Origin of the sequence: Caldimonas manganoxidans ATCC BAA-369, assembly GCF_000381125.1 — a bacterium.
Classification (GTDB): Bacteria; Pseudomonadota; Gammaproteobacteria; order Burkholderiales; family Burkholderiaceae_C; genus Caldimonas; species Caldimonas manganoxidans.
Map to the genome: position 1 here is coordinate 1 of NZ_KB905965.1, position 13,771 is coordinate 13,771.

6 protein-coding genes and 1 pseudogene are annotated in these 13,771 nt (G+C 63.0%); 5 read left to right on the forward strand and 2 right to left on the reverse strand.

Translation table 11 applies throughout. The features are described from left to right. Positions 1–243 (forward strand): transposase (locus F615_RS18785; RefSeq protein ID WP_019561978.1); only part of this gene is annotated, 243 nt, incomplete at its 5' end. 87 nt (positions 244–330) lie between these two features. Here F615_RS18785 and F615_RS20555 read toward each other — a convergent pair. Next, positions 331–627, reverse strand: a pseudogene (locus F615_RS20555) (type II toxin-antitoxin system RelE/ParE family toxin); the annotation flags it as partial. Further along, positions 624–947: a type II toxin-antitoxin system ParD family antitoxin gene (locus F615_RS0114920; protein ID WP_019561979.1), complete on the reverse strand. Its 324-nt coding sequence runs from the start codon at positions 945–947 to the stop codon at positions 624–626. The gene F615_RS0114920 and the pseudogene F615_RS20555, both read right to left, overlap by 4 nt. Before the next feature lie 349 nt (positions 948–1,296). Here F615_RS0114920 and F615_RS0114925 point away from each other — a divergent pair, with 349 nt between their 5' ends. The 4 genes from F615_RS0114925 to F615_RS0114940 are packed head-to-tail and all read left to right on the forward strand — an operon-like array spanning position 1,297 to position 13,769. Beyond that, the gene (locus F615_RS0114925) at positions 1,297–3,528 is read left to right on the forward strand and encodes a peptidase domain-containing ABC transporter (protein ID WP_019561980.1); all 2,232 of its coding nucleotides are present in this window, start codon (positions 1,297–1,299) and stop codon (positions 3,526–3,528) included. Then, entirely contained in the window at positions 3,525–5,009 is a 1,485-nt protein-coding gene (locus F615_RS19535; RefSeq protein ID WP_019561981.1) for a GNAT family N-acetyltransferase, read from the forward strand. The genes F615_RS0114925 and F615_RS19535 overlap by 4 nt, the downstream gene beginning before the upstream one ends. A gap of 15 nt (positions 5,010–5,024) precedes the next feature. Then, positions 5,025–13,262, forward strand: a complete 8,238-nt coding sequence (locus F615_RS18795) for an SPM autocatalytic domain-containing protein (protein WP_156824663.1) — start codon at positions 5,025–5,027, stop codon at positions 13,260–13,262. A gap of 21 nt (positions 13,263–13,283) precedes the next feature. Continuing rightward, positions 13,284–13,769: a toxin-activating lysine-acyltransferase gene (locus F615_RS0114940; RefSeq protein WP_019561983.1), complete on the forward strand. Its 486-nt coding sequence runs from the start codon at positions 13,284–13,286 to the stop codon at positions 13,767–13,769. Positions 13,770–13,771 lie beyond the last annotated feature (2 nt).

A 13,771-nucleotide genomic window follows, 5' to 3' on the forward strand; every position in this document is an offset into this window, starting at 1 on the left:
CGGCTCGAGCCGTTCAAGAAGCTGGCCGCCACGCTCAAGGAGCGGTTCGACGCGGGGGGGCGCGGCATGGGCGATCACCGCAGCAACGCCTTCGTCGAGGCGATGAACGGGCTGCTGCAGCAGGCCAAGCGCGCCGCGCGCGGCTTCAGGACGAGCCAGAACTTCATCGCCATCGCCTACCTGCGCATGTCCAAGCTCAAGCACCTGCCGGCCAGTCCGTTCGCGCCGGCCATGCCGACATGACGCGAAGCGTTTCCACACAAAACGGCATAGAGCCCACTGGATTGCGGCGTCATCGTTCGGCCAATGCCTCGACAAATCCATGCTGTCGTGAAGCAGGCGGAGCACCTCGATGACCCGCCCTTGGGTAACCCGGAACATGACGAAGTGACGGCCCTTTCTGCCCTGCCGGGCCACATGCAGGGTGCGGATGCCGGGCGCGATGTCGTCCCGTGCTTTAGCCCCCAGGATGTCAGGCCCCTCGTGCAAGGCCTCGATGGCTTGCGTCACGGTGTCGACGTAGTACGCAGCCTGTCGAGCACCGAAGTGCTCCGCCGTCCACGCCGCGATGTCGAGCAGATCGGCCTCGGCACTGGCGACCAAGCGAACGCGCCACGGATCGCTCATGCTTGGGCGAGCGTTTGGGCTGTCACGGTCTTCAGGTGAGCGCGCAAGGATTCCCTGGTGTCGAACGTCTTGTAGCGACCCGCCTCGATATCGGCGATACCCGCCTTGGCGGCGGCGCGCAGCGCTTCAAGGCGGCTGGCGTCCTCGGCCTCGCGCTGTTCGACCAGACGCAAGCCCTCGCGCAGCACTTCGCTGGCGTTCTGGTAGCGGCCGCTGGCGACCAAATGCTCCACCAGCGCGGCCTGGTGATCGGTGAGGACAACATTGCGCGTCGGCATGGCGATCTCCGTGCAGAATAGATTGGCATAGTATGCCAACATGTCGCATCGAGTGCAATCACGACCCATCTACCCATTGGAAACAACCCGCATGTGCAGGCGCACACCACCGTCTCTCCGACACAACATTTCTGCCAAATACCTGCGACAAAATGACATCTTGCTATTGACGCCCCCCCCCGATTAAGATTGCATAATTCGCTTGCCGTAAAAACAATGAACAAGATGGACAAAGCATGCAGGGAGTGCATCAGGACACGGTTGCCAATTCGGAAAGGTCGGTAAACGCTCAAGCCGCGCTTCGGTTTCGGCCTGCTCTTGGGACCGCTCCGAACGCCATTCTGCAAGTTACGCCAGCGACTGACGAGCGGGGGACTCGGCGGTGAGGGTTTTGCGGTTGCTTGGCGCCCGGAAGTCCGGATCGAAACCCGCGCAAGACCGATGGCAGATCGACCCGGCCCAACTCGTTTGGGCTGCGGGAAGCCTCTGCGCCCTCAATCGCCTCCCTTTTGATCCCGAACTGCTGCTCAAGCAGTTTCCGCCGCCTTACACCACCGACACCCTGATTCACGCTGTCCGGGCGTTGGGCTTTCGCATCAAGCTCAAGGTTCGCGAGGCATCGACTTTGGGAGATGTGGCGACACCGTGCCTTGTGCTTCTGGCCGCAGATGCGGAAAACCATGCCGATGCCGCTGGCAGCGAGACCTCGCCGGAGACGCCGGCATCGCTGCCCAGCGCCCGCCTGGGACTCGTGACCGATGTTTCGCAGGAGCGCGTCCAATATTTCGAGGCCGGCACCAACACGCCGACCGAGATGCCTTGCGAAGTATTCGCCCAGCGCTATCTCGGTGTCGTTTTCCTCGTAGCCAAGGGGCGTCCGCCGATTCTCGACCCGGACGTGGTCGGCAGCGCCAGCCGCTTCGGCTTCCGCTGGTTCGTTCCGGACCTCCTGAAACACAAGAAAGTCTGGCGCGACGTTCTGCTGGCGTCGCTCATCATGCAGTTGCTGGCCCTCGGCACTCCGCTCTTCACCCAGACCATCATCGACAAGGTGGTGGTCCATCGCACCGAGAGCACGCTGGTCGTCATCGCCATCGGCATGGCGGTGTTCATGGTCTTCTCGGCCATCCTCACCTGGGTCAGGCAGTATCTCGTGCTGCACACCGGCAACCGGGTGGATGCCGTGCTGGCCGCCAGCGTCTTCGATCACCTCTTCAAGCTGCCGCCGCGCTACTTCGAGAAGCGCCCGACCGGCGTCATCGCCGCCCGGCTGCAAGGTGTGGAGACCATCCGCGAATTCATCGCCAGCGCCGCCGTGACGCTGGTGCTCGATCTGCCTTTTCTCCTCATCTTCGTCGGCATCATGTTCTGGTACAGCGTCAAGCTGACCCTGGTCGCCCTGGCCATCCTCGCCGTGATCGTGGCCTTGAGCCTGGTTGTCGCGCCGATGTTCCAGGCGCAACTGAACCGCCAGTTCCTGCTCGGCGCCCGCAACCAGGCCTTCCTCACCGAGTACATCGCCGGCCTGGAAACGGTGAAGAGCCTGCAAATGGAGCCGCAGCTGAAGACACGCTTCTCGGATTACCTGGCCGACTACCTCTCCGCCAGCTTCCAGACCCGGCAGCTCGCCAACAGCTACAACACGGCGGCGACCACCCTCGAACAGCTGATGAGTCTGCTCATCCTGGTGATCGGGGCTTACACGGTGATGAGCAGCACGGAGTTCACCATCGGCATGCTGGTCGCCTTCCAGATGTTCGCCGGCAAATTGAGCCAGCCCATGATGCGCCTGGTCGGCCTGTGGCAGCAGTTCCAGCAGGCGCGCCTCTCCGTGAAGCGCCTGGGCGACGTGATGAACGCGCCCACAGAACCGTACTCGGTCATTCCGACCCGCATGGCCGAAGGCAAGGGGCTAATCGAGATCGAGGGACTGGCCTTCCGCCACAGCGAAAGGCACCCCTACCTCTACCGGGATTTCAACCTCACCGTGCCACCGGGCAGCACGGTGGCCATCATGGGGCCGTCCGGTTCCGGCAAAAGCACGCTGGCCAAATTGTTGCAAGGCTTCTACCAGCCCTCGGATGGGCGCATCAAGCTCGACGGCACCGACATCCAGAACCTCTCGGCCAACGAGCTGCGCCACTATTTCGGCGTCGTTCCGCAAGAGACCGTGCTCTTCTCCGGCACCCTCTACGACAACCTACTTGCCGCCAACCCGCACGCCACCTTCGAGCGTATCGTCCAGGCCTGCAAGCTGGCCGAGATCCACGACGCCATCGAGAAGCTGCCCAATGGCTACCAGACCGAGATTGGCGAACGCGGCTCCGGCCTCTCCGGCGGCCAGCGCCAGCGGCTGGCCATTGCCCGGGCGCTGCTCAAGCGCCCGAAGATTCTCATCTTTGATGAGGCCACCAGCGCGCTCGACCCCCAGACCGCCGAGCACTTCGCCGCCACCATCAACCAGTTGCGCGGGCAGGTGACCATGCTCTTCATCACCCATGCGCTGCCGAAGAACCTGCACGTCGATGAAGTGGTGCGCATTGGCGAACGGGTCACGGTGCTGAGCGAAGAGCGTTCCGGCAAGACGCCCCGACCCGCCCCGGAGACCGCCCGAACCCCATGAAGATCCGATTCGCCACCCTCGACGACATCCCGGCCTGCATCGAAGGCGGGCGCCGCATGCACGCCATGACCCGCTTCGCGGCCTACGACTACCGGCCTGAGCGCATGGCGCAGAACCTGCGGGCGGTGATCGAGACTGGTCAGAACGCCCACAAGACCCATTGCTTCTTCGTGGCGGAGGATGAGGCCGGGCAGATCATCGGCGCCTTGATCGGCTGCGTGGAACGGCATTTCTTCTCCGACCTCCTGGTGGCCAGCGTCATCCATTACGACGTGCTGCCGGATCGGCGCATGAGCGGCGCGGGGCTCAAGCTGCTCACCGCCTTCCGCAAGTGGGCGGAGAACCGGGGCGTGTTCGAGCTCTCGGTCGGGATCAACAGCGGAGTCGAACTGGAGAAGATGGATCGCTTCCTGAAGAAACTGGGGTTTCGGCAGACGGGGGGGGAATTATGCGTTGACTCTCGCTCCAGTTGCCGCCTCGGATCAACAGACTTGAAGAGAACTGCCACGAGAATATTTGGAAATGAAGGAATTGTCATGAAACAAAGATTGAAATTGACGCGTGTTATCTCGATCCTGCACGGCACAACATTATCGCTGCTCCTATGTGTCCATCCAGTAACGGCTCAAGAGCAGGCGGAGAGACTCAGCAGGGTCACCAACCAGTCGTCTCAGCGCTACGAGATCAACCAGACGTTTGGCGGGCAGGCTTTTTTCAAGGACAACAACATATGGGCGGTCAACAAGGAGTTTGCCGATTTATTCGGCATGCCGCAGGAATTCATCGATGACCTGCAAGGAGTGGCAGCCGCAGCATTCCGCATTGAAGACACTTCGTATCAGGAATGCGGCTTTGGAGGCAAAGCGGATGCCTGCCGCAAGGTCGAAGAGTGTGTGCTCGATCTTTACTTCGATGAAACCAAGACACCATTGCCTTGGGCTACCGATATCAAAATGCAGTGGTATCCGAAGAACTCGTCCATGCGCTGGTTGCGCCCCCTGGATGTACGTAAAGAGCGCCCCCATGGCACGATGGCTGTCGAACCGCCACCAGGAATCATACGAAACAAAGGCCTGAACAGCGCATTCATCCCCTTTGCCGATCCGGCTTCGAAGGTTGAAGCGTCGTTTACAACCAATGCGTTCGATGCCACTGGCGATTCTGAAGCGGTTTCTAGGGGAATGTATCTACTGGGATACATGAGAGACTTCTACAGGGGGTTGTCAGTAGTCAGTCTGCAATTCAGTTGCGAGACGTTCTCGCGTAAAACGATCAATGTTCGGCTCGATTCAAAACGTAACGGTATCTACGAGCCCCCTGTTGCCCGCTTCAACAGGGTGGTGTTACCTGAGCGATTTGTTCAGCGCATCAAGGATTTGCAAAAGGCCCAGAGCGACCGCAATGCAGTTTTCTACCGTAGCCTGTTTGCACCGCCCCTTGGCACCAGGGGATCTCAGAGCAACGATTCGGCGAACCGATAATTCGAGGGAGGAATCATGACGACATCCATCCAGAAGGACGCATTGCTGTCGCAGCTTTCCGTGCTGGCCTACGAAAGTAAGGCGTACTTGAACAACTCGGCCAATTTGCCTGCCGGCTGGACACTCGTTGCGGATAAGGTCGAACCTCCCTTCGCCGCCTTTGCGTTCAGGAATGACACGACCGGTGAAGTCGTCGTCGCCTACCGGGGAACCGATGGATTGAGCGACCTTTCCGCCGACACGGGAATTCTATCCGGGAAATGGGACGCTCAGTTTCAACAAGGCATGGACTTTTTGGCGGGACTGCGGAACAACCGAGACGTATTCCCCGGGGGCTACGATCCCTCAAAACTCCTGGTTACCGGTCACAGCCTGGGCGGCGCGATCGCTCAGGTTGTGGCGCAGGCATACGGTCTGGATGGTTCGACCATCGACCCCGGCGCGGCACAGCGGATCGTGCAAACACCAGAGTTCCAAGCAGCTGCCTTGGCCGCCGGGCTTCCGGCCAACGGTCTGGGTATCGCCGGTTCGTTCACCAATCATCTCGTTGCGGGTAGCATCGTCTCCGGAGGGACCGGTCCGCATCTTGGCGACGTCAGCTATATCCCCAGTCTCGGTTTTACCGGTGAGCAGGCAATAACGGCATTCCTCATAGGCATGATCAACCCGGTTGCCGGTATTGCCTATGCGATTGGCACCGACCAGTTTTCCAACAAACACAGTTCGGAACAGGTCAGCCAGGCGGTGCAGTTGATGGCGGGTGCCGCTGACGCCGGCACAGTGAGCAGTAACGGTTTGATTCTTGCCCCAAAGGTAACCGGCTGGAGCAGCGATCCTACAACAGGAGAAAGTACTCCCATCTATTCGCAGACTGAATTCGAAATCCGAAACAAGGCGGGCGAACTCCTGAGTATGGTCGAGTTCTCAGGGAGCGGATCGGAACGCCAGTTCAAGGTGTTCGATGCCACGACTGGCGAACTTAAATCGACGACCACACTCTCGCCCAGCGGTGCTGTTACCGTTCAACCCGTTCGGGGAGATTCCGTTGTCGTCACCTATCTTCCCGAAAGTCACACAAATCTGGATGGTTCCGTAACTACCATCTACCGGATGCCTGATGGCAGCATCGTTTCGACCAGCCAGACGACAATTTACGAAGACGGCTCCACCAGCGAGACGGTACGCTATTCGGACGGGCGGACCATACGTACCATTACCGACCAAAACGGTACCGTCACTAGCCGCGCCAGCATCCAGTATTTTGAGGAAGACGGCTCATCCATTGAAACCATTCACTACGCAGATGGCCGTATCGTCAAGCTCAGCTACGACGGCGACGGCAACCTGCTCAGTCAGGAAGAAGTGGCCTCTGGCGGCCAGACCTTGCAAAACGCCATCGGCCAATACGGCGGCACACTCCTTGACGCGCTTTCTCTGGTCAGAGCCATCCAGAGCGGCGAGCCCCTGCCGGTGTTGGCTTCGGGGTTGCGGCTGGCCAACAGTCTCGTCAATCCGGTCGGGCAGCCGGCGACCAACCTCAACCTCTCCGGCGCGGCCAATGCCGCCAGTGGCATTCTGTCGCTGTATGGACTGGCCAATGCCCTGGAGCGTGGCGACGGCATCGCGGCGATCAGCGCCGGTGCCCAGACGGTGAGCTTTGCCGCCTCGGCCTATGCCAACTTCCTCGGCTATTCCGGAAACTCATCGACCAGCGCCCTGCAACAAGCCATCGCTGCCGGAGAGTTCGGCAATGCCGGCCAAGCCATCGGCGCGGTATCGGAGGCCTTGCCTTACCTGAATCTCATCAACGCCATCGCCCACGGTGACGAAGTGGGCGCTGCGGTGAGTGTCGTCTCGATGATTCCAGGGATGCAATGGGTGGGGGTGGCCTACGCCGTCTTCAGCCTGATCGACTCCCTCTTCGGCGACGAACCCGAGATCCCCGACCCCTGGGGCAGTGGCCAGTTCGTCTGGGACGGCCACGGCATCACCTACCAGGCGGCGGGCGAAACCGGCGGCAAGGAAGCCGTCGAGAATGTCATGAGCAGCACGCTTGCCGTGCTCAACAGCCTCATCGAGCGCGAGCGGGCGCAAAACCCCGGCTCTGCTTTGGGGCTGATCCCCAACCGCATGCCCGGCGTCGGCTACGACATGAGCGGCTACCGCTACACCGACATCGACCCGCTCACGGGGGCCGAGAAACACCCCGCCTTGCGCTTCGACACCAGCGGCCGCCCCTACAACGCCGAACCCGGCAGCCCCGAGAGCTACCAGTCCATCATCGAAGGCATGGTGCGCTCTGCCCTGTCGCGCGGGGCCATTGCGCCCATGTGGGAAGTGAGCACCGCCAAGATGCAGACCGACGCCGGCGACCCCAAGGCCGGCCTCACCGAAGAGGAACGCGCCGGCCGCGACGGGCAACTCGCCGCGCTGCTCATCGGCGCCAGCCAGACCTTCCGCCCGGTGGCGCTCGACCTGGATGGGGACGGCATCGAAGTCACCGACAAGACCCATGGCGTGGCCTTCGACGTGGACGATTCCGGCTACCTCAAGCAGACCGCCTGGGTGAGAAGCGACGACGCGCTGCTGGTGCTCGACCGCAACTACAACGGGAATATCGATTCGGGCAAGGAGCTTTTCTCGAACGGTGCCGTGGCGCTGTCCCGGCGCGGACTCGCCGGTATGGCCTGGGTCGATGCCAATTACGACGGCAAACTCACTGCCGCCGATCCGGTCTGGAACGAACTCAAGCTCTGGCGCGACCTGGACCAGGACGGCCAGCAGGATGCCGGCGAGGTGCAAAGCCTTCAGGACGCGGGCATCACCGAACTCAACTACGCCATGAGCACCTTCACCCAGAACGGCGTGAAGAAGCAACTGGCCAGTCCCGACCTGGAAGCCGACAGCCAGGGCACCCGCGTGTCCGTGGTGCCCGAAGGCATCCTGGTGCAAAGGAGCGAAGATGGGCGATTAAGCCTGCTGGTCACCCGCATCGACGACAAGACTCAGGTGGAAGCCAACCGCGACGGCGTGACCGGGTATGAGGATGTCGAGATCATCGTCAGCCCCGCCGACCTCTTGGCCAACGACACCCTGGGCGGTTTCCTCGGGCGGGATCTCACCATCACGGGACTGACCAATTTCCGGCATGGGACGGGGTTCATCGATGCCAACGGCTTCATCCACTTCCTGCCCGAGGCGAACTACGCGGGCAATGAGGCCGGATTCGACTATGTGGTGCAGGCGGCCAACGGCCAGACCGGCACCTCGACGGTGGACATCACCCTGCAGAACGTCAATGACGCGCCGACCCTGGATCGCGTGGATCACACCACCCGGCCGGTCTATGGCTACACACCGATCCAGTACTACAGCGACGAATACGGCGGCGCTACCTATATGAGCGGCGGCAATCCCATCTACACGCCTTACGCTATTTCGCGCGATTGGGAAGGCAACGAGACCATCATCTACAACCCGCCGCCGGGGCAATGGGGCTACGAGTACCACACCACGCCCATCGCTTTCGAGGACAGCGGCGCCGGGCGGGTGACCGGCGCCGACGTGGATGACCCGGCGTCACACCTCACCTACGAGATCGTCAACCAGCCCCAGTATGGCGCGGTCAGCCTGAACGCGGACGGCAGCTTCCAGTACACGAGCTGGAAGGAGCCGGGCATCCCCAGTGACCGCATCGTCTACAACGGCCAATATGCCGGCCTGAAGGACGGCACGCTGTACTATCCCGGCAACCTGCCCGGCCAGGCGGTGTATCCGACCACCGACGTCTTCCAGGTCAGGATCACCGACCCGCACGGCGCCAGCACCATCCAGTCCATCACAGTTCCGCACTATGGGCCGTATCTCCCGCCCACGCCGCCCGGCGGCGGTGGTGGCAAGAAGCCGATTGCCGTCGATCTCAACGGCAACGGCTTCGAGTTCGTCAACGTCGATGATTCCAACGTCTTCTTCGACGTCAACGGCGACGGCTGGAAACGGCGCACCGCCTGGATCGGCAAGGATGACGGCCTCTTGGCCTACGACATCGATGGCGACGGCAAGATCGACAAGCCGGGCGAGATCAGCTTTGCCCGCTACCAGGACGGAGCGCAGAGCGACCTGGAAGGCCTCTCCGCCTTCGATAGCAACGGCGATGGGCGCTTCTCGGCCCTCGACGACAAATGGGCGAAATTCGGCGTCTGGCAGGACGCCAACGGCAACGGCGTCACCGATCCGGGCGAATTCCGCACCCTGTCGGAGATGGGCATTACCGCCGTCAATCTGACGAGCGATGGCCGGTTCCAGATCATCAACGGCCAGACGGTGCACGGTGTCGGTAGTATGACGAAGGCCGATGGCAGCCAAATCGCGATTGCCGACGTCACCTTTGCCTACAGCAACGAAACGCAAGTGCCGCAAGGCGACGGCACGACCCGGACGGTCAACACGTCACCGTTCTCCCCGAGCGGCGAGGAAATCGTCGGCACCGAGAGCAAGGACCTCATCCTGGGCAAGAACGGCAGCAACATCGTCAAGGGCCTCTCGGGCGACGACGTGATCTTCGAGGATGGCGGCAACGACCTCATCGACGGTGGCTCTGGCCGCGACCTGATCTACTCGGGCGCCGACAACGATCTGGTCATGGCTGGCGCCGGCGACGACGCAGTGTATGCCGGCCTGGGCAACGATGTGGTCTTCGGCGGCGACGGGCACGACGCGATCTTTGCCGAAGGCGGCAACGACGTGGTCTTCGGTGGCGCCGGCAACGACCTGATGGCCGGCGGCTGGGGGAACGACGTGCTTTCCGGCGACGACGGTGACGACCAGCTCTTCGGCGAGGCGGGCGCGGATGCGCTCTTTGGGCGCGACGGCGATGACGAGCTCTATGGCATGGACGGTAACGACCGCCTGGATGGTGGCGCGGGCAACGATCTGCTGGACGGTGGCGCGGGGGCCGATGAAATGCTCGGGGGAGCGGGCGACGACACGTATGGGGTCGACGATGCCGCCGATACGGTGACCGAACTGGCGGATGAGGGCAACGACACCGTTCGCACCTCGCAGGACGGCTACACCTTGGATGCCAACGTCGAGAACCTGACGCTGACCGGCTCGACCGATCTCACCGGCCACGGCAACGAACTCGCCAACGTCCTCATTGGCAACCGCGGCAACAACACCTTGACGGGTGGCGCCGGCAACGACAGGCTCGATGGCGGGCTGGGCGCGGACACGCTGATCGGCGGCACCGGGGATGACACGTATCTCGTCGACAACGCCGGCGATACGGTGGTCGAACGGGCAGGCGAGGGACTCGACACGGTCAAGGCGAGCGTCAGCCACGCCCTGGCGGCCCACGTGGAGAACCTGATCCTGACGGGTACGGGCGATATCGATGCCATCGGCAACGCACTCGACAACCGTCTGACCGGCAATGCCGGCGACAACCGCCTCGACGGCGGAGCGGGCGCCGATGTCATGATGGGCGGACGCGGCAACGACACCTATGTGGTCGATCAGGCCGGCGACGTGGTGACGGAAAACGCCGCCGAGGGCATGGATACCGTAATCAGCGGTATCGACTACGCTCTGGGCGCGAACGTCGAGAACCTTACCCTGAGCGGCGCCGGTGACCTCCAGGGCACCGGCAACGAACTGGATAACGTGATTGTCGGCAATGCCGGCCACAACTTGCTCGACGGCGGTGCGGGCGCGGATACCCTGGCCGGCGGCGCCGGTGACGACACCTACATCGTCGACAATGCGGGCGACACGGTGATCGAGGCGGCGGATGCCGGCACCGATGGCGTCTTCGCCAGCGTCACCTACACACTGTCGGCCCATGTCGAAAACCTCACCCTGACCGGCTCTGGCGATATCGACGGCACGGGTAACGAACTGGCCAACGCCCTAACCGGCAACGCCGGAGCCAACCGGCTCGACGGCGGCGCCGGGGCCGACGTGATGGCCGGCGGCGCCGGTGACGACGTTTATGTTGTCGACAATGTGGACGACCTGGTGCGCGAGTTTTTCGGCGCGGGCACGGATTCGGTGTTGGCCTCCGTCAGCTTCGTGCTGCCAGAGCATGTCGAGAACCTGACGCTGACCGGCAACGCGGCCATCGATGGGACTGGCAATGCCTTCGACAACCTTCTGGTCGGCAACGCTGCCGCCAACGTGCTCGATGGTGCGGCAGGCGCCGACACCATGACCGGCGGCGCCGGGGATGACATCTACTACGTGGACAGCCTGGCCGACCGGGTGATCGAGGCGGCGCATGGCGGCTACGATACCGTGCGCACCACGGTCAGCCTGACCGCGCCGGACAACGTCGAGCGCATCGAGCTCCTGGGCAGCGACAATCTCGACGCTACCGGCAACGCCTTGGACAACGTCCTGGTCGGTAACGGCGGCAACAATCGCCTCGACGGCGGCGCGGGTGCCGACGCGATGGCGGGCGGGGCCGGCGACGATATCTACATCGTCGACAACGCTGGGGATACGGTCACCGAGGCCGCGCAGGAAGGCACTGACGTGGTGTTCGCCAGCGTGAGCTACCGGCTCTCGGCCAACGTCGAGAATCTGACGCTGACCGGTGCGGCCGACATCGATGCCACAGGCAATGAACTCGCCAACGTGCTCATCGGCAACAGCGGCCGGAACCGCCTCGATGGCGGTGCCGGGGCCGATGCCATGGCGGGTGGGGCGGGCGACGACGACTACATCGTCGATGATGCCGGCGATACGGTCGTCGAAGCCTTCAATGCCGGGATCGACACCATCTACACCAGTGTCAGCTACGTCCTCCCGGAAAACGTCGAGAACCTGATCCTGACCGGCAACGGCCACATCGGCGCGGGGGGCAACGATGCCGACAACACGCTCATCGGCAATGCCGGCGACAACGCCATTTCGGGTGGCGCAGGAAACGACCGGCTCGATGGGCAGGCCGGCGACGACCTGCTCTCCGGCGGCCAAGGGAACGATGTCCTGATCGGTGGCGCCGGCAATGACACCTATCTGATCAACCTGGGTGATGGGCTGGACCGGATCGACGATGTTTCCGGCACGGATACGGTGCGCTTCGGCACCGGGCTCTCGCTCGACAATGTCGCCTTGCGCGTCATTGAGGCCAACGGCGTCTACACGGCCCAGGTGCGGGTGCTCAATGCCGGCGGTTGCGAGCAGGCGGATCAGGGGTTTGATTTCGCAATCACCGTCGACCGTTGCGGTCGGGTTACTTCGCCCATCGAACGTTTCGAATTCGCCGACGGCAGCATCAAGTCCTTCGACGATCTGCTGATCAAGACGCGCATCACCTACGGCACGCCCTGGACCACTGCCATCACCACGGGGCGCGACGACGACATCATCGTCGGCGGCCCGCGCAACAACGTCATCCGCTCCGGCAGCGGCCACGACATCGTCTATGCCGGGGCGGGCGGCGACACCGTATACGGCGAGGGCGGCGAGGACTACCTGCAGGGCGGCACCGGCAACGATACGCTCGACGGCGGCTGCGGCGTCGACGTGCTGGCCGGTTCGAACGGCCGGGACAGCGTGTTCGGACAGGGCGGCAACGATGCCCTGTTCGGTGGCCAGCAGGACGACCGGCTCGAAGGCGGGGACGGCAACGACTTCATCGCCGGCGGCAAACACGACGACACGATCCAGGCGGGCGGCGGCGCCAACGTCATCGCCTTCAACTGGGGCGATGGCCGGGACGTGGTGCTGCCGAGCGCGGGGGCTACGAACACCCTGTCCTTGGGCGGCGGCATCGACGAAAGTGACCTGGTGTTCAGGAAGACCGGCGCGGATCTGGTTCTCTCGACCGGCGGCAGCAGCCAGATTACCCTCAAGGACTGGTACGCCGCTGCCGGCAATCAGACGGTGGATAAGCTCCAAGTGGTCGAAGCGGTGCCGTCTCGGGGTTGGGGGGCGACCAGCCCCACCGGCTGGGAGATCGACACCTTCGACTTCAAGGCACTGGTGCAGCGGTTCGACGCAGCCCGCGCCGCCAACCCGAAGCTGTCCCAGTGGAGCCTGATGAATGGTCTGCTCGATGCGCATCTGTCGAGCAGCGACTCGGCGGCCCTGGGCGGCGAACTGGCGACCCGCTATGCCGCGGGTGGCGAATCCGCCATTTCACTGGGCGTCGCCCAGGATACGTTGAAGGATGCCCACTTCGCCAGCCAGGCGCAGGCCGTGGGCAGCCGTTTCGATGCCACCGTGTGCGGCTACCGCCTCGGCTGAAATAGATGACAAAGGACACTCATGACCGACAAGACCACTGAAACCGCCGCTCTGGCGGCGCTGGAGCAGGCCAAGGACGCCTTGGCCAAACTCCCCATCCTGGGCCCGGCCCTGTGGCTCTATGCCCGCGACCCGGTGAAAAAATTCATGTTCCTGGGCGACACCGACTGGGCAGTGCTGCCGCCCATCGTGCTCGACCAGTGCCGGCTCTACACCAAGAGCGGGTTGCCGTACGCTTTCATCACCTGGGCCTTTGTCAATGACCAGGTCGACTCTAGGCTGCGCTCCAGCCAGCCGAAGATCGCGCCGCACGAATGGAAGTGCGGCGAGCACGTCTGGATCATCGATGCGGTGGCGCCCTTCGGCCAGCTGGAGGAGACCCTCAAGGAACTGCGCGAGACGCTGTTCCCGGGCAGGAAGGTCGCCGCCCTGCTGCCCGACCCAGCCAGGACAGGCGCCATGATGGTGCGGGAATGGCCACCGGCGCCGATGCCGACCACCCATTGAAG